14 protein-coding genes are annotated in these 17,762 nt (G+C 71.8%); 12 read left to right on the plus strand and 2 right to left on the minus strand.

The genetic code is table 11. From position 1 onward, the window contains the following. Positions 1 to 28 precede the first annotated feature (28 nt). Entirely contained in the window at positions 29 to 805 is a 777-nt protein-coding gene (locus ABEB17_RS16190) for a hypothetical protein (protein ID WP_345717761.1), read from the minus strand. 346 nt (positions 806 to 1,151) lie between these two features. Between ABEB17_RS16190 and ileS the strand changes: the two genes are divergently transcribed. The 10 genes from ileS to ABEB17_RS16240 all read left to right on the plus strand — a co-directional run bounded on the left by ileS (position 1,152) and on the right by ABEB17_RS16240 (position 14,270). Further along, complete coding sequence (ileS, locus tag ABEB17_RS16195; protein ID WP_345717762.1) at positions 1,152 to 4,397, plus strand: isoleucine--tRNA ligase; 3,246 nt, start codon at positions 1,152 to 1,154, stop codon at positions 4,395 to 4,397. 133 nt (positions 4,398 to 4,530) lie between these two features. Further along, positions 4,531 to 5,883 carry a bifunctional folylpolyglutamate synthase/dihydrofolate synthase gene (locus tag ABEB17_RS16200; RefSeq protein ID WP_345717763.1) on the plus strand — a complete coding sequence of 451 codons (1,353 nt, stop codon included), beginning with the start codon at positions 4,531 to 4,533 and terminating at the stop codon, positions 5,881 to 5,883. Continuing rightward, the gene (locus ABEB17_RS16205; RefSeq protein ID WP_345717764.1) at positions 5,880 to 6,293 is read left to right on the plus strand and encodes a DUF4233 domain-containing protein; all 414 of its coding nucleotides are present in this window, start codon (positions 5,880 to 5,882) and stop codon (positions 6,291 to 6,293) included. Before ABEB17_RS16200 ends, ABEB17_RS16205 begins: the two co-directional genes overlap by 4 nt. Beyond that, positions 6,290 to 6,712, plus strand: a complete 423-nt coding sequence (gene ndk / locus ABEB17_RS16210; protein WP_345717765.1) for a nucleoside-diphosphate kinase — start codon at positions 6,290 to 6,292, stop codon at positions 6,710 to 6,712. Before ABEB17_RS16205 ends, ndk begins: the two co-directional genes overlap by 4 nt. Before the next feature lie 98 nt (positions 6,713 to 6,810). Continuing rightward, entirely contained in the window at positions 6,811 to 7,830 is a 1,020-nt protein-coding gene (locus tag ABEB17_RS16215) for a rod shape-determining protein (protein WP_345717950.1), read from the plus strand. A 120-nt stretch (positions 7,831 to 7,950) separates the two neighbouring features. After that, on the plus strand, positions 7,951 to 8,802 hold the full coding sequence (mreC, locus tag ABEB17_RS16220) for a rod shape-determining protein MreC (RefSeq protein ID WP_345717766.1): 852 nt from the start codon (positions 7,951 to 7,953) through the stop codon (positions 8,800 to 8,802). Next, complete coding sequence (gene mreD / locus ABEB17_RS16225) at positions 8,799 to 9,314, plus strand: rod shape-determining protein MreD (RefSeq protein WP_345717767.1); 516 nt, start codon at positions 8,799 to 8,801, stop codon at positions 9,312 to 9,314. The genes mreC and mreD overlap by 4 nt, the downstream gene beginning before the upstream one ends. Further along, positions 9,311 to 11,497 carry a penicillin-binding protein 2 gene (mrdA, locus tag ABEB17_RS16230; RefSeq protein ID WP_345717768.1) on the plus strand — a complete coding sequence of 729 codons (2,187 nt, stop codon included), beginning with the start codon at positions 9,311 to 9,313 and terminating at the stop codon, positions 11,495 to 11,497. The genes mreD and mrdA overlap by 4 nt, the downstream gene beginning before the upstream one ends. Next, entirely contained in the window at positions 11,494 to 12,648 is a 1,155-nt protein-coding gene (gene rodA, locus ABEB17_RS16235; RefSeq protein ID WP_345717769.1) for a rod shape-determining protein RodA, read from the plus strand. Before mrdA ends, rodA begins: the two co-directional genes overlap by 4 nt. A 191-nt stretch (positions 12,649 to 12,839) precedes the next feature. Continuing rightward, positions 12,840 to 14,270 carry a DEAD/DEAH box helicase gene (locus ABEB17_RS16240; protein ID WP_345717770.1) on the plus strand — a complete coding sequence of 477 codons (1,431 nt, stop codon included), beginning with the start codon at positions 12,840 to 12,842 and terminating at the stop codon, positions 14,268 to 14,270. 30 nt (positions 14,271 to 14,300) lie between these two features. On the opposite strand, the gene ABEB17_RS16245 is transcribed toward ABEB17_RS16240, so the two are convergent. Next, positions 14,301 to 14,678 carry a YchJ family protein gene (locus ABEB17_RS16245; RefSeq protein WP_378227146.1) on the minus strand — a complete coding sequence of 126 codons (378 nt, stop codon included), beginning with the start codon at positions 14,676 to 14,678 and terminating at the stop codon, positions 14,301 to 14,303. Positions 14,679 to 14,804: 126 nt separating this feature from the next. Here ABEB17_RS16245 and ABEB17_RS16250 point away from each other — a divergent pair, with 126 nt between their 5' ends. Next, positions 14,805 to 16,799, plus strand: a complete 1,995-nt coding sequence (locus ABEB17_RS16250) for a TIGR03960 family B12-binding radical SAM protein (protein WP_345717771.1) — start codon at positions 14,805 to 14,807, stop codon at positions 16,797 to 16,799. Between the two features lie 2 nt (positions 16,800 to 16,801). Then, positions 16,802 to 17,530 carry a TIGR03936 family radical SAM-associated protein gene (locus ABEB17_RS16255; RefSeq protein ID WP_345717772.1) on the plus strand — a complete coding sequence of 243 codons (729 nt, stop codon included), beginning with the start codon at positions 16,802 to 16,804 and terminating at the stop codon, positions 17,528 to 17,530. The last annotated feature ends 232 nt before the right edge of the window (positions 17,531 to 17,762 follow it).

A 17,762-nucleotide genomic window follows, 5' to 3' on the forward strand; every position in this document is an offset into this window, starting at 1 on the left:
GGTTTCTCCTGGGACGAGCGGCTGGGACCTACTGGGCGCGCCAGGCGTCGTTCACGGCCTGGATCGCGGTGACCCGCGCGGACCCGTTGGCGGAGAACGCGCCGGCCATCAGCGTCAGGTGACGGCTCGTGCGCCAGCACACCGCGCCGGTGGCCAGCCCGCTGACCTTGAGCGAGCCGGAGGCCTGCGGGGCCGAGCCGAGGAGCGTGGCGGAGTCCGTCTCAGCCGTGCAGGTGAGCTTGCCGACCTTGGACACCTGCATCGTCGTCGGGAGGTCGAAGTCCTTGTTTCCCTTGACCCCCCGCCCGGCCATCAGCAGCACGACGGTCGTCGGGCGGGTCTGCTCGTCGGCGTAGACCGCCATCGCCTGGGCGCGGCCGTCGCCGTCCTTGGCCTGGATCGTGACGCTGTTGGTGCCCGTGCCGGCGTTCTGCGCGAGGCCCGCGGCCACGGCGGGCAGGTCGATCGGCTTGGACAGGTCGGGGAACACGTAGTACCGCAGTGCGAGCCCGCCACCGACGAGCAGAGCGAGCCCGAGCGCCAGGGCGACCAGCGTGGGGCCGGTGAGACCGCGCTTGGCCGGCGCGGGCGGTGAGCCCCAGCCAGCGGCGGGAGCGCCCGCGTAGCCGAACGGGGTCGGTTGGGCGGGCCCGGCGGGCGCGCCGAACTGGCCGGGTGGCGTGCCGAACTGGCTGGACGGCGTCCCGAACTGGCTGGACGGTGTGCCGAACTGGCTGGACGGCGTCCCGAACTGGTTGGCCGGCTGTCCGGCGGGGGGCGGCGGGAACGGGTCGTTGGTGCTCACCCTTGGTCTTTCGGCCGCTCCACCGTGGATCTTGATCGCGGGGTTGGTCGCCGTCGACGGAGGTTCCGCGTCCCGGAGGTGCGCACAAGTCGGTTTCGACCAGGCGGCCGTGGTGGCTACGATGGAGGGCAGGCACTGATCCGGCCATCACCGGGGAGCCTCCGGAAGAACGGCGCCCTCGGGTGCCTGGTAGAACCGGGCGGACCGGCCCGCACCCCAGCCGGCGACGAGTGGCCCGCCGAGCAGGTGGACGGGCAAGCGAGGTGGTACCGCGGTGCCGTCCGGACCAACCGGCCGACGTCGTCCTCGTGGGCAGCAGTGACGAGCGCACCCGCGAGAGGCACCGATGACGTACCCCAAGGTCGGCCCCGATGACCACGGCACCGCCGAGGTGCCCGCCAGCCCACGCTTCCCGGCGGTCGAGGAGCGCATCGGGCGCTACTGGGACGCCGACGGCACCTTCCGCGCGAGCATCGAGCAGCGCGAGGCCGGCGAGCACGGCAGCAACGAGTTCGTCTTCTACGACGGGCCGCCGTTCGCCAACGGTCTGCCGCACTACGGCCACCTGCTGACCGGCTACGTCAAGGACGTCGTCCCGCGCTACATGACGATGCGCGGCCGGCGGGTCGAGCGCCGGTTCGGCTGGGACTGCCACGGCCTGCCTGCCGAGGTCGAGGCCGAGAAGCAGCTCGGGATCCACCACAAGTCCGAGATCGAGGCGATGGGCGTCGAGACGTTCAACGACATCTGCCGCTCCTCGGTGCTGGCGTACACCAAGGACTGGGAGGAGTACGTCAACCGGCAGGCCCGGTGGGTCGACTTCGACAACGACTACAAGACGTTGGACACCGACTACATGGAGTCGGTGATGTGGGCGTTCAAGTCGTTGTGGGACAAGGAGTTGATCTATGAGGGTTTCCGCGTGCTGGCCTACTGCTGGCGCTGCGAGACCCCGCTGTCGAACACCGAGACCCGGATGGACGACGTCTACCGGCAGCGTCAGGACCCGGCGGTGACGGTCGGGCTGAAGCTGGAGACGGGCGAGTACGCGCTGATCTGGACGACGACCCCGTGGACGCTCCCGAGCAACCTCGCCGCTGCCGTGAACCCGGCTGTGGACTACGTCGTGGTGACCGGCCCCGCCGAGGGTGCGTTCGCCGGCGAGCGCGTCGTCCTGGCCGCGGACCGCCTGGGGCACTACGAGCGTGAGCTCGGGCTGCGCGACGTCGAGCACGCCGCCGAGACCGGTCGGCTGGTCGAGCGGCTGACCGGCGCCGACCTGCTGGGCCGTCGCTACACCCCGCCGTTCGACTTCTTCGCCGGGCGCGAGAACGCCCACCAGGTGCTCGAGGCCGACTACGTCACCACCGACGAGGGCACCGGCATCGTGCACATCGCACCGGCCTTCGGTGAGGAGGACAAGGTCGTCACCGACGCGGCCGGCATCGAGCCGGTCGTCCCGGTGGACGCCAAGGGCGAGTTCACCGCCGAGGTGCCGCCGTACGCCGGGCAGCACGTCTTCGAGGCGAACAAGGCGATCACCGGCGACCTGCGCGACGCAGGGCTGCTGCTGCGCCTGGAGTCCTACGACCACCCGTACCCGCACTGCTGGCGCTGCGACCAGCCGCTGATCTACCGCGCGGTGTCGAGCTGGTTCGTCAAGGTGACCCAGTTCCGCGACCGGATGGTCGAGCTCAACCAGAACATCACCTGGGTGCCCGACCACATCCAGGACGGGTCCTTCGGCAAGTGGCTGGAGAACGCCCGCGACTGGTCGATCAGCCGGAGTCGCTACTGGGGCAGCCCGATCCCGGTCTGGACGTCGGACGACCCGACGTACCCGCGGGTCGACGTGTACGGCTCGCTGGACGAGCTGGAGCGCGACTTCGGCGTGCGTCCGGAGGACCTGCACCGGCCGTACATCGACGAGCTGACCCGGCCCAACCCGGACGACCCGACGGGGAGGTCGACCATGCGCCGGGTGCCGGAGGTGCTGGACTGCTGGTTCGAGTCCGGCTCGATGCCGTTCGCCCAGGTGCACTACCCGTTCGAGAACGCGGACTGGTTCGAGCACCACTACCCGGGCGACTTCATCGTCGAGTACATCGGGCAGACCCGCGGCTGGTTCTACACGATGCACGTGCTGGCCACGGCGCTGTTCGACCGTCCCGCGTTCCGCAGCTGCGTGAGCCACGGGATCCTGCTCGGCGACGACGGTCGCAAGATGAGCAAGAGCCTGCGCAACTACCCGGACGTGCGAGAGGTCTTCGACCGCGACGGCTCCGACGCGATGCGCTGGTTCCTGATGTCGTCGCCGGTGCTGCGCGGGGGAAACCTCGTGGTGACCGAGCGCGGCATCCGCGACGGCGTGCGCCAGGTGCTCATCCCGCTCTGGAACGCCTGGTACTTCTTCTCGTTGTACGCCAACGCCTTCGGCGGGGGAGCGGGCTACGACGCGAAGTGGTCGACGTCGTCGGACGACGTGCTGGACCGGTACCTGCTGGCGAAGCTGCGCGACCTGGTGTCCGTCGTGCAGGGCCAGCTCGACGTGTACGACGTGAGCGCGGCGTGCCAGTCGGTGCGCGACTTCCTGGACGTGCTGACCAACTGGTACATCAGGCGTTCGCGCGAGCGGTTCTGGGGTGAGGACGACTCGGTCAGCGCAGGGGCTTTCGACACCTTGTACACGACGCTCGAGGTGCTCACCCGGGTCGCGGCTCCGCTGCTGCCGTTGACGTCGGAGGAGATCTGGCGCGGGCTGACCGGGGGGCGCAGCGTGCACCTGACCGACTGGCCGGACGCGACCGACCTGCCCGCCGACGAAGCGCTCGTCGCGGCGATGGACCGCACCCGTGAGGTCTGCTCCGTGGCCCTGGGACTGCGCAAGGCCGAGCAGCTGCGGGTCCGGCTGCCGCTGCCCGCGCTGACCGTGGTCGGCGAGGACGCGGCGGCGCTGTCGGACTTCGCGGCGCTGGTCGCCGACGAGGTGAACGTGGGCGAGGTGCGGCTGCTCGGTCTCGACGACGCCGGCGAGTCGCAGTTCGGCGTGACGCAACGGCTGACGGTCAACGCGCGGGCCGCCGGGCCGCGCCTCGGCAAGGACGTGCAGACCGCCATCCGGGGCAGCAAGTCCGGCGACTGGTCGGTGGCGGACGACGGCACGGTGACCTCGGGCGGGTTCGCGCTCGTCGAGGGGGAGTACGTCGTGGAGACCGTCGTGGCCGGCGGCGAGGAGTCCGACCACCGGGCGGTGGGGGTGCTGCCCCGCGAGGGGTTCGTCGTCCTGGACACCGAGGTGACGCCCGAGCTCGAGGCGGTCGGGGTCGTGCGCGACGTCATCCGCGTCGTCCAGCAGGCGCGTCGGGACGCCGGACTGCACGTCAGCGACCGGATCCGGCTGACGGTCGCCGGCGACGACGCGGTGTGGCAGGCGCTCACCGAGCACCAGGGGCTGCTGATGTCGGAGACGCTGGCCGTGCAGGTCGGGGTGTCCGCGGACGTCGAGGCGCTCGGGCTCGGCGAGGGTGTGACCGAGGCGAGCGTGGGCGACGGGCTGCGGGTGCGCGTCCAGGTGGAGCGCCAGGCCGACTAGTTCCTGGCCGATCGTGGCAACCTCGCATCGCCCGTGATGCGGGGTTGCCACGATCCGGCGGTGTCGGGCGGCCGGGGAGGTCGAGTTCCGGGCCGTGCGGGGGGCCGACCTCGAACCCCCGTACGCTTTCCCCGTGCCGGACGACGAAGAGGTGACCACCCGCCTGGTCGAGGTCGAGCAGGCGATCCTGGCCCGCACCCCCGAGAACCAGATCGAGCCGTCCATCGAGGCCATCACCCAGCTGATGGAGCTCATGGGCGACCCCCAGCGCACCATCCCGGTCGTGCACATCACCGGTACCAACGGCAAGACGTCGACGTCCAGGATGATCGAGCGCCTGCTGCGTGAGCTCGGCCTGCGGACCGGCCGGTTCACCAGCCCGCACCTGTCCGACATCCGCGAGCGGATCGCGTTCGACGGCGAGCCGGTCAGCCCGCAGCGCTTCGTCGCGGCCTGGGACGACATCGCCCCCTACCTGCAGATCATCGACCAGCGCTGCGCCGACGCGGGCGAACCGCAGATCAACTACTTCCAGGTGCTCACGGCGATGGCGTTCTCGGCGTTCGCGGACGCCCCGGTCGACGTCGCCGTGCTCGAGGTGGGCCTCGGCGGCACCTGGGACTCCACCAACGTCGCCGACGGCCAGGTCGCCGTGATCACGCCGATCGCGATCGACCACGAGCGGCTGCTCGGGTCGACGGTCGAGCAGATCGCCACCGAGAAGGCCGGGATCATCAAGGCCGGTGCGGTTGCCGTCCTCGGGCAGCAGACCCGACCCGCCGCCGAGGTCCTGCTGGCCCGTGCCGGCGAGGTGGGGGCGGACGTCGTCCTCGATGGCCAGCAGGTGGGCCTGCTGTCCCGCGAGATCGCTGTGGGCGGGCAGCTGCTCAGCGTCCGCGGGCTGGGCGGCGACTACGAGGACCTCTTCCTCCCGCTGCACGGCGAGCACCAGGCGCACAACCTGGTCACCGCCATCGCCGCGGTCGAGGCGTTCGTCGGAGGCGGTCAGGAACGGCTCGACCCGGACGTCGTCCGCACGGCTGTCGCGGACATGGACTCACCCGGCCGGCTCGAGGTCGTCCGACGCAGCCCCACCGTCGTCGTGGACGCCGCGCACAACCCGGCCGGTGCCCAGGTCGTGGCGGACGCCATGGACGAGGCGTTCGCCTTCACCCGACTCGTCGGCCTCGTCGCCGTGCTCAGCGAGAAGGACCCCGAGGGGATCCTCGCCGCGCTCGAGCCCGTGCTGGACGAGGTCGTCGTCACCCGGACGTCGTCCCCGCGCTCGGTGGACCCCGACGACCTCGCTGAGGTGGCCCGGGACGTCTTCGGTGAGGACCGCGTGCACGTCGCCCGCAACCTGCCCGAGGGCCTCGGGATGGCCGTGGACCTCGCGGAGCGGAACGGCGACCTCGGCGCCGGCGTGCTGGCCACGGGCTCGGTGACGATGGCCGCCGACGTCCGGACCCTCCTGGGGCTGCGGTGAGCGACGACGTCCCTTCGGCGGAGCCCCGCTCGCTGCGGCGGTCCTTCGCGGCGATGGTGCTGGTCGGCGAGGTCTTCGTCGTCGGGTTCGCGTCGCTGGTCGCCAAGGACCTGTCGGACGTGTCCGGGCGCACGCTCGGGATCGTCGCCGGCGGGACGGCGGTGCTGTGCCTGCTCGCCGCGGGGCTGTTGCGCTCCCGGACCGGGTACCTGCTGGGCTGGGCCGTCCAGGTGCTCCTCGTGCTGAGCGGGTTCTGGGTGCCGATGATGTTCGTCGTCGGCCTGCTGTTCGGCGGCATCTGGTTCGCCGCGCTGCACTTCGGCGCCCAGGCCGACGCGATCACGGCCCAGCGGCTGGCGGCGGCTAGGGTTGACCGCGATCCAGCGACCCCCACGGAAGGTGCCCCATGACCGAGCGCAGCCTCGTCCTCGTCAAGCCGGACGGCGTGCGTCGCGGCCTCACCGGTGAGGTGCTGCACCGGATCGAGGGGAAGGGCTACGAGCTGGTCGCGCTGGACCGGCGCACCGTGGGCCGCGACATCCTCGCCGAGCACTACGCCGAGCACGAGGGCAAGCCCTTCTACGAGCCGCTCGTCGAGTTCATGTCCTCCGGCCCGGTCGTCGCCGTCGTCATCGAGGGCGAGCGCTGCATCGAGGGCTTCCGGGCGCTTGCCGGCGCCACGGACCCCACCGCGGCGCTGCCCGGCACGATCCGCGGGGACCTCGGCCGCGACTGGGGCTTGAAGGTCCAGCAGAACCTCGTCCACGGATCGGACTCACCGGAGTCCGCATCGCGGGAGATCGCGATCTGGTTCCCCCATCTGGCCTGATCGGCTGGTCCGAATCGTCAGCGCGACCACGTACCATGACGTCCGAAACCTCCTGAGTCAGCGATCCGGAAGTCGTGGTACCCCCCAACATGAGCAGCCTGTCCTTCATCGGTCGTGACATGGCCGTCGACCTCGGCACCGCCAACACGCTCGTCTACGTCCGAGGGCGCGGCATCGTGCTCGACGAGCCCAGCGTCGTCGCCATCGACGAGCACACCGGCCGCATGGTGGCCGTCGGCATCGAGGCCAAGCGGATGATCGGCCGCACGCCCGGCTACATCAAGGCGATCCGCCCCCTGAAGGACGGCGTGATCAGCGACGCCGACACCACCGAGCGGATGCTGCGCTACTTCATCCACAAGGTGCACAAGCGCTCGCGCTTCGCCCGGCCGCGCATCGTGATCTGCGTGCCCAGCGGCATCACCGGCGTCGAGCGCCGCGCCGTCGAGGACGCTGCCAGCCACGCCGGAGCCCGCCGGGTCTACATCATCGAGGAGCCGATGGCCGCCGCGATAGGCGCCGGCCTGCCCATCGAGGACCCGACCGGCAACATGGTCGTCGACATCGGTGGCGGCACCACCGAGGTCGCCGTGATCAGTCTCGGCGGCATCGTGACGGCCCAGTCGATCCGGGTGGCCGGGGACGAGCTGGACAACGCGATCATCCAGTACGTCAAGAAGGAGTACTCGCTGATGCTCGGCGAGCGCTCCGCCGAGGAGATCAAGATGAGCATCGGCTCGGCGTTCCCGCTGAGCGAGGAGCCCACCGCCGAGATCCGCGGCCGGGACCTCGTCAGCGGCCTGCCGAAGACGATCACGGTGGGCGCGGAGGAGATCCGCAAGGCCATCGAGGAGCCCGTCAACGCGATCGTCGACGCCGTGAAGTCCACCCTCGACAAGTGCCCGCCCGAGCTGTCCGGCGACATCATGGACCGCGGCATCGTGCTGACCGGGGGCGGCGCGTCGCTCAAGGGTCTGGACGAGCGGCTGCGGCACGAGACGGGCATGCCGATCCACGTGGCCGACGAGCCGCTGATGTCGGTGGCGCTCGGCTCCGGTCGGTGCGTCGAGGACTTCGACGCCCTGCAGCGTGTGCTCGTGCCCGAACGACGTATGTGACGAGCTCGACGTGAACGCCATCTGCTGCCCCGCTCCGGGCCGCTCTCGCCTGGACGCCTAGTGCCGCGGCCGTCGCGACGCCCACCGCGTCGTTCTCGCGCCATCCTCGCCCCGCTGGTCGTGCTCACCGCGGCCCTGCTGCTGCTGGACGTGTTCGCCTCACCCGGTGGGGCCGGCGACCGGGTGCGCGGGGTCACCTCGACCGTCCTGGGACCGGCCGAGGGCGCCGTCACCGGCGCTGCCCGGGCGATCTCGGACGCCGCCTCCGGGCTGACCGGGCACAACCGCGCGCAGCTGGACGAGCTGCGCCGGCAGAACGACGCGCTGCGGCTGGCGGAGCGCGCCAGCCAGGACGACCGGCGCCGCGCCGAGGAGGCCGACGCCCTGCTCAGGACAGCCGGCCTGGGGCGGTACCGCGTGGTCGCCGCGCGGGTCGTCGCCGTCTCGTCCGAGCAGGCTTCGCACCGCATGGTCACGCTGGACGCGGGCAGCCGGGACGGTGTGAAGCCCGAGCTCACGGTGCTGTCCGGCCAAGGCCTGGTGGGCCGCGTGGTTCGGGTGGGTCCGACGACCTGCGACGTGCTCCTGCTCACCGACCCGACGTTCTCGGTGGGCGTGCGCCTGGAGGCGAGCGGACTGATCGGGGTCGCGTCCGGCAACGACGACCTGCCGATGAGCCTGAAGCTGCTGGACGCGCAGACCAAGGTGGTGCCGGGCGCCAGGCTCGTCACCCTGGGCAGCGCCGGCGGCTCGCCGTTCGTCCCCGGAGTGCCGGTGGGTGAGGTGAAGTCGGTGCGCACCGCGCCCGGCACCCTGTCCCGGACCGGGCAGGTGAACCCCTACGTCGAGCCCGCCCGCCTCGACCTGGTCGGCATCGTCGTCCAGCCGCCGCGCACCGACCCGCGCGACGCCGTGCTGCCTCCCCGGCCGACTGCGACGGCCAGCCCGACCGCGACCGGAGGTGCGGGATGAGCGCCCCCCGCATCGTGCTGGCCGCCGGGCTCGTGGTGCTCGCCCAGCTGCTGAACGTCTGCGTCCTGGCCCGCTGGTCCTGGCCGGGCGCCACCCCGGACCTCACGCTGCTCGTCGTGGTCGCGCTCGCGCTGCTCGGGGGGCCGGCGTCCGGTGTGGTGGCGGGTCTGTCCGCTGGCCTGCTGGTCGATCTCACGCCGCCGGGGGCCGGCCCGCTGGGTCTGACTGCGGTCGCCTACGCGCTGGCCGGTGCGGTCGCCGGGCGCTGGCACCGCCCCGGTGAGCGGTCCCTGCTGCTGCCGGTGACCGCTGCGGCTGCGGCCGCGCTGGTGGCGAGCGCCGTGCAGGCCCTGATCCCGCTGCTCAGCGGACGCGAGAGCATCGGTTCCACCCTGACCGGCCTGGGGGCGTCCGTCCTGTACGCGGTGCTGGGCGCGCTCGTCGTGGTCCCGGTGGTGGTCCTGCTGGACCGCCTCGTGGAGGGCGACCCGGCCGAGGCGGTGCGGCTGTGAAGCGCACCACGGGCCGCGGCACCCGGCTGCTCGTCGTCGGCGTGTTCGTGCTGTCCCTGATGGTGACGCTCGGCGCGCGCCTGTTCACGGTCCAGGTCGTCGGCGCTGACGGGTACCGGGCGGCCGCCTCGACCAACCGCGAGCGCGAGATCGTCACGCCGGCGGTGCGGGGGCTGGTGCTGGACGACCGCGGCCGGCCGCTGATCTCGAACCGGTCCGCGCTGGTCGTCTCGGTCAGCCGGACGACGCTGCTGGACAGTGCCGACGAGGGCAGGGCGCTCATCACCCGGCTGGCCACGGCGCTGCGGCTACCCTTCGCGACCGTCTGGGGACGCACCCAGCTGTGCGGCACCAAGGGCGCGCCGAAGGCGCCGATCTGCTTCAACGGTGCGCCCTACCAGCCGGTGCCGGTGGCGCAGGACGTCGACCCGCGCATCGCGCTGCAGATCATGGAGCGCAGCGAGGACTTCCCGGGGGTCACCGCTGAGCTCCAGGCGGTCCGCACGATCCCCGAGCCGCTCGGAGTGAACGCCGCGCACCTGCTCGGCTACCTCGGGCCGGTGACCGACGCGGAGCTGAAGGCGAGCTCGGCGGCGGCGCGTGAGGGGCGAGCCGAGCTCCAGCGCACGGACCGGGTCGGCCGCGCGGGTCTGGAGAAGGAGTACGACACGGCCCTGCGCGGGTCGCCCGGTGTCACCGACGTGGGGGTCGACATCCGCGGCCGGGTCACCGGCGAGCTGTCCAGCACGGAGCCGGTCGCCGGCAACTACGTGGTCACCAGCGTCGACGCGAAGGTCCAGGCAGCGACGGAGAAGGCCCTGGCCAAGGGGATCAAGGAGGCGCGCAAGCGCACGGACCGGGGCAGTGGAAAGAAGACCAAGGCCGACTCCGGGGCGGCGGTCGTGATGGATGTGCGCACCGGTCAGATCGTCGCGATGGCCAGCTGGCCGACGTACGACCCGAAGGTGTGGCTGGGCGGCATCACCGACACCGAGCTGGCTGGACTGACTGACGAGAGGGCCGGGACGCCGATGGTCTCCCGGGCGACCCAGGGCCTGTTCCCACCGGCGTCCACCTTCAAGGTGGTCTCGCTGCCCGCGGCGGTGCAGAGCGGCTACAACCTGCACGGCAGCTACCAGTGCGGCAGCTCGTACCAGGTGGGGGAGCGCGCCTTCCACAACTACGAGTCCGAGGCGTACGGCACCATCGACCTGCACAAGGCGATCGTGGTGTCCTGCGACACGATCTTCTACAAGTTCGCCTACGAGACGTGGCTGCGGCTGGGTGGGTCGGACAACCACAGCGACGCCAGGGACCCGTTCGTGGCGATGGCCAAGGCGTTTGGGCTGGGCAAGGACACCGGGATCGACCTGCCGGACGACGTCGCCGGCCGGATCCCGGACCGGGCCTGGAAGCAGGCGTACTGGGAGGACACCCGAAAGTACTACTGCGGCAAGGCGAAGAGCGGCTTCCCGGAAGTCGCGAAGGACGACCCGTCCCGCGCGGCGTTCCTGACCCAGCTGGCCAAGGAGAACTGCGCCGACGGCAACGTGTTCCGCGGCGGTGACGCGGCGAACTTCGCGATCGGGCAGGGTGACGTGAGCGTGTCGCCGCTGCAGATGGTGCGGGTGTACGCGGCCATCGCGAACGGCGGCACGCTCTGGACGCCACACCTGGGCAAGGCGATCGTGTCGCCCGCGGGCAAGGTCGTGCAGCGCATCGCGCCGAAGAAGGCGGGGACCGTGCCGCTGCGGCACGACGTGCTGAAGTTCCTGCAGAGCGCCCTGCGCGGCGTGGTGACGTCAGGGACGGGTCGGGGGGTGTTCGCCGGGTTCCCGGTGCCGGTGGCAGGCAAGACGGGCACCGGCGAGGTGTACGGAAAGCAGGCCACCTCGTGGTTCTCGTCGTACGCGCCGTCGAACAACCCGCAGTACGCCGTGTCCGTCGTCGTCAGCCAGGGTGGCACCGGTGCCACCACCGCGGCGCCCATCGTGCGGGACATCTACTCCGCGATCTACGGCGTGCAGGGCAACAGGATCGTGAAGTCGAAGGCGGCCCTGCCCGGTGGCCGCCCGCCGGCCGCCCTGCCGACGATCAGGCCGGACGGAACCATCCAGACCCCGGAGGGGCCGGTCGCCTCGACCCAGGGCCTGCCCGACCCGCGGGTCAGGGCCTCGCGATGAGCACCATGGGCTGGCTGGACACCCGGTCCCGCCGGGCGCGCGAGAACGGCAGTGTCTGGGTGCGGCTCGACTGGGGGCTGCTGGTCGCTGCTCTCGCGCTGTCCCTGATCGGCGCCCTGCTCATCTGGTCGGCGACCCGTCGCGTCGAGGGCGACGCGCTGATGATCCGGCACCTGGTGAACCTCGCCATCGGGCTGCTGCTCGGCGGCGCGGTCGCCCTGGTCGACTACCGCGGCCTGCGCGCCTACTCGCCCGTGCTCTACGTGCTGTCCATCATCGGGCTCGTCGTCGTGCTCACCCCGCTGGGCTCGACCATCAACGGCTCGCACTCGTGGATCGTGCTGCCGCTGGGGTTCTCGGTGCAGCCGTCGGAGTTCGCGAAGGTGGCGCTCGTGGTGGCGCTGGCCCTGCTGCTCGCCGAGAAGCGTGATGCGGACGACACGCCGCGGCACGTCGACGTGGCGCTGGCTCTGGTGGTGGCCGCGATCCCCATGGCCCTGGTGATGCTCCAGCCGGACCTCGGCTCGGTGCTGGTGCTGGCGGCCCTGCTGGTGGGGGTCGTCGCGGCTTCCGGCGCGCCGGCGCGCTGGGTGGTCGGGCTGCTCGTCGTCGGTGCCGTCGGCATCGCGGTCGGGCTGGGCACCAACGTGCTGGACACGTACCAGAAGGACCGGTTGACCGCCTTCGCCGACCCCAGTGTCGACCCGCGCGGGATCGGGTACCAGACCCGGCAGGTGCGCATCGCGATCGGCAGCGGTGGCCTGGACGGGCAGGGCCTGTTCCACGGCACGCAGACCCAGGGCGGGTTCGTGCCGTACCAGCAGACGGACTTCGTGTTCTCGGTCGCGGGTGAGGAGCTCGGCTTCCTCGGCGCGGCCACGATCCTGCTGCTGGAAGGCTTCATCCTCGTCCGCGGTCTGCTGATCGCGGCCCGGGCCGAGGAGCTCTTCGGCCGTCTGGTCGCGGTCGGGGTGGTGTGCTGGTTCACCTTCCAGGTCTTCGAGAACGTCGGGATGAACCTGGGAATCATGCCGGTGACCGGCCTGCCGCTGCCCTTCGTGTCGTACGGCGGCTCCTCGATGTTCGCGTCCTGGCTGGCGATCGGGTTGCTGCAGAACGTCCGCCTCGGCATGAGCTCGCGCTTCACCTGATCGGCCCGCCAGAGGCCCAGTGGCAGGAACGGCGCCGCGGATCTGTCACACTGGTGGGTAGCGGCTCCGGTGAACCCACCTGGCCGCGGTCGAGTGCAGTGCCTCACCACGAGGCCCAGGTATGCCGCGATGACGTCGCGGGTCGCCACGCATCAACGGCCACCCCGTACCTCATCGAGAGGCAGTACCCCTTGTCTGACACCACCTCTGCTGTGCCCGGCTTCGCTGATCTCGGCGTCGACGCACGGCTCGTCCGCTCGCTCGCCGAGCGCGGCATCACCACCCCCTTCCCGATCCAGGCCAAGACGCTGCCGGACGCGCTGGCCGGCCGCGACGTCCTCGGCAAGGGCAAGACGGGCAGCGGCAAGACCGTCGCCTTCGCCCTGCCGACCGTGACCGCGCTCGCCAGCAGCGGCCGCACCCGCCGTCCGAACCGCCCTCGCGCCCTGGTCCTGCTGCCCACCCGTGAGCTCGCCTCCCAGGTCGCCGAAACCATCACGCCGCTGGCAAAGGCGTTGGGGCTCAACGTCACCACGATCTTCGGCGGTGTCGGCCAGAACCCGCAGGTCTCCGCGCTGCGGGCCGGCGTCGACATCCTCGTCGCGTGCCCCGGCCGCCTCGAGGACCTGATGGGCCAGGGCCACGTCGTCCTGGATGCGATCGAGGTCACAGTCCTGGACGAGGCGGACCACATGGCCGACCTCGGCTTCCTGCCCGGCGTCAAGCGCATCATGGACAAGACGCCCCGCGGTACCCAGCGACTGCTCTTCTCCGCCACGCTGGACAACGGCATCGACGTCCTGGTCAAGCGGTACCTCAGCAACCCCGTCACCCATGCGGTCGAGCCGGTGAAGGCCGACGCCGCCGCGATGGAGCACCACGTGCTCGCGGTCGACAAGGAGCACAAGCCGGACGTCGTCCGCGCCCTCGCGGGTGGCCAGGGCCGAAGCCTGCTCTTCATGCGCACCAAGCACACCGCCAAGAAGCTGGCCAAGCAGCTGACCGCGGCGGGCATCCCGGCTGTCGACCTGCACGGCAACCTGTCGCAGAACGCCCGTGAGCGGAACCTCGCCGCGTTCTCCGACGGCAGCGTCAAGGTGCTCGTGGCGACCGACATCGCGGCTCGGGGCATCCACGTGGACGACATCAACCTGGTCGTGCACGTCGACCCGCCGGCCGAGCACAAGGCGTACACCCACCGCTCGGGTCGCACGGCCCGCGCCGGTGCCGCCGGGGTCGTCGTCACGATCATGACGCCGGACCAGCACGGCGACGTGCGCTCGCTCACCCGTCAGGCCGGCATCCGTCCGCAGCAGGCGGTCGTCGTCCCGGGCGACGAGCTGCTCAGCAAGCTCGCCGGGCCGCCCGCCGAGTACGTCCAGCCCGCCGCTGCCGCGCCAGCCGCACAGCCGGTGCAGCGCAAGGGTTCTGCGCGCTCGTCGCGTCCCGGCCAGGGTCGTTCGAGCGGTCAGGCGTCGTCCGGCGGGCAGTCCCGTTCCGGCGCCCCGTCACGCGGGCGCGCTCAGGGTGGCGGCGCGGGCCGTGCCACCCACGACAACCAGAGTGGTGGACAGCCGACCGGTGGCGGCGGACGACGTCGCCGCCGTCCCAGCGCGCGCTGAGCCCAGCCCCGCCACGACGCGGGTCGGTGGTCAGTCGGCTGAGTCGACGTACAGCCACCGCCCGCCCTCGCGGACGAACGTGCTGCGTTCGCGCTGCACGCCCCGCACCCCGTCGTTGCGGTAGTGGGCGGTGAACTCCACCTCGCCGTCGACGTCCAGGAAGCCGCCGCGCCGGACGTCGGTGACGTCCAGGCGCACCCAGCGCAGCGCGTCGTCCAGCTCCAGCTCGGACGGCGCGTGCGCGGGGTGCCACGTGCGCAGCAGGTAGTCGCGGTCGCCGACGACGAACGCGCTGTACCGCGAGCGCATCAGCTGTTCGGCTGTTGCGGCCGTTGACGTCCCGCGGTGCAGCCGGCCGCAGCAGTCCGCGTACGGGTCGCCGGACCCGCACGGGCAGTGGTCACCCATGGCCCGCATCATCGCGCACGCCCGGCTACGGCCGAGCGCGGGGCGGGGCCGGTCCGCCCTGAGCGCGTTATCCTGGTGGGGCCCGACGGTCGCCGGGCGTCCCCCACCCATGGAAGGTCCGTCGTCATGCCGGTCGAGTCCGTGTTCACCGCGTTGGAGCCGCTGCTCGCGCGCGTGAGCAAGCCGATCCAGTACGTCGGCGGCGAGCTGAACTCCACCGTCAAGGAGTGGGACGACGTCGACGTGCGCTGGGCGCTCATGTACCCGGACGCCTACGAGGTCGGCGTGCCGAACCAGGGCACGATGATCCTGTACGAGGTGCTGAACGAGCGGCCCGACGCCCTGGCCGAGCGCACCTACTCCGTGTGGCCGGACCTCGAGGCCCTGATGCGCGAGCACGGAGTGCCGCAGTTCACGGTGGACGGGCACCGGCCGGTGGGCGCCTTCGACGTGCTCGGCGTCAGCTTCTCGACCGAGCTCGGCTACACGAACCTGCTGACCGCGCTCGACCTCGCGGGCATCCCGCTGCACGCCGTGGACCGCACGGACGAGCACCCGATCGTGCTGGCCGGCGGGCACGCCGCGTTCAACCCCGAGCCGATGGCCGACTTCCTGGACGCTGCGGTGGTCGGCGACGGCGAGGAGGCCGTGCTCGCCATCACGGACGTGATCCGCGACTTCAAGGCGCAGGGCTCGCCCGGTGGCCGCGAGGAGCTGCTGCTGCGCCTGGCCCGCTCGGGCGGGGTCTACGTACCGGCCTTCTACGACGTCGACTACCTGCCGGACGGCCGCATCCAGCGGGTCGCGCCGAACCGCCCGGGCGTGCCGTGGCGGGTCAGCAAGCACACGGTCATGGACCTGGACGAGTGGCCCTACCCGAAGCAGCCGCTGGTGCCGCTCGCCGAGAGCGTGCACGAGCGGATGAGCGTCGAGATCTTCCGCGGCTGCACCCGCGGCTGCCGGTTCTGCCAGGCCGGCATGATCACCCGGCCGGTGCGCGAGCGCAGCCTGCAGGGCATCGGCGAGATGGTCGAGAAGGGCCTGGCCGCAACGGGTTTCGAGGAGGTCGGGCTGCTGTCGCTGTCCAGCGCGGACCACTCCGAGATCGCCGAGGTCGCCAAAGGCCTGGCGGACCGCTACGAGGGCACCAACACGGGCCTGTCGCTGCCGTCGACGCGGGTGGACGCGTTCAACATCGACCTGGCCAACGAGCTGTCCCGCGGCGGCCGGCGCTCCGGGCTGACCTTCGCCCCCGAGGGTGGCAGCGAGCGGCTGCGCAAGGTCATCAACAAGATGGTCAGCGAGGACGACCTGATCAACACGGTCTCGGCGGCCTACGCCAGCGGCTGGCGTCAGGTGAAGCTGTACTTCATGTGCGGCCTGCCGACCGAGACGGACGAGGACGTCCTGCAGATCGGCCAGATGGCCGCCAACGTGATCCGCACCGGCCGCCAGGTCAGCGGGCAGAACGACATCCGCTGCACCGTGAGCATCGGTGGCTTCGTCCCCAAGCCGCACACCCCGTTCCAGTGGGCCGCCCAGCTCGGCGCGGAGGAGACGGACGCCCGGCTCGCCCTGCTGCGGGACGCCGTCCGAGCCGACAAGAAGTACGGCCGGTCCATCGGCTTCCGGTACCACGACGGCAAGCCCGGCATCGTCGAGGGACTGCTGTCCCGCGGCGACCGCCGGGTTGGCCGGGTCATCGAGCAGGTCTGGCGGGACGGCGGCCGGTTCGACGGCTGGAGCGAGCACTTCTCCTACCAGCGCTGGATGGCCGCCGCCGAGACCGCGCTGGCGGACGTGCCGGTGGACGTCGCCTGGTACACCACCCGGGAGCGCGAGTTCTCCGAGGTGCTGCCCTGGGACCACCTGGACTCCGGCCTCGACAAGGACTGGCTCTGGGAGGACTGGCAGGACTCGCTGTCCGAGGTCGAGGTGGAGGACTGCCGCTGGACGCCGTGCTTCGACTGCGGCGTGTGCCCGCAGATGGGCACCGACATCCAGGTCGGGCCCACCGGCAAGGCGCTGCTGCCCCTCACCGTGACCGGCAACGGTGCGACGGGTGGAGGACGTCAGCGGCTCGCCGCCAGCGCGTCGTCCGCCGGCGGGCACGAGCACTAGCCGTGGCTCGCCAGCCGGACGGGCCGCCGCCGCCGCCCGTCGTCCAGAAGCTGCGCCTGCAGTACGCCAAGCGCGGCCGCCTGCGGTTCAGCAGCCACCGTGACTTCCAGCGCGCCCTCGAGCGCGCGCTGCGGCGGGCCGACGTCCCGATGGCCTACTCCGCGGGCTTCCACCCGCACCCCAAGATCTCGTTCGCGAACGCCGCCCCTACGGGCACCGCCAGTGAGGCCGAGTACGTGGAGCTGTCGCTGGCCGAGCGCTGCGACCCCTTGGCCGTGCGCCAGGCACTGGACGAGTCACTGCCCGACGGGCTGGACGTCGTCCAGGTCGTGGAGGCCGCTCCCGGCGCGCTCGCGGACCGGCTCGAGGCCAGCGAGTGGCTGGTGGTGCTGCCGGGCACCGACGGGGCTGCCGTGACGGCTGCGGTCGCCACGTTCCTCGCGGCCGAGCAGCTGGACGTCGAGCGGCTGACCAAGAACGGCCCGCGCAGCCTGGACGCCCGGGGGCCGGTCGTCAGCCTCGAGGTCGAGGCCCCCGCCGAGGCGCCCGCCGAACCGACGCTGCGGCTGGTGGTGCGGCACGTCACCCCGACCGTGCGTCCCCAGGAGGTGCTGGTCGCCCTGGCATCGCTCGGGTTGGTGGCCGACCAGGCGCCGCAGGCCACCAGGCTGCGGCAGGGTCCGCTCCGCGACGGTGTCGTCGGCGACCCGCTGGCCGTCGCCGCCTCGTGAGCGTTCCGGGGCCCGTGTGCGATACTGAGCGTGGTCGAACGACAGCCACACCTGTCGCTCGCCCCGACGATCTTTCCGCCGCGCTCGCGCGGTGGCTGACCCGGCGCAGCGGTCACCATCCCAGGTGACTCTGCCTGAGGGGCCGCCGCACGGCCGAGCACTGGACCGGTAGCTCGGTCCTGGTGGGTACCTCGCCGGCGTTCGGCAGCACACGCGCGAACCGCGCGAACTG

This window comes from Angustibacter luteus, assembly GCF_039541115.1.
Taxonomy (GTDB): Bacteria; Actinomycetota; Actinomycetes; order Actinomycetales; family Angustibacteraceae; genus Angustibacter; species Angustibacter luteus.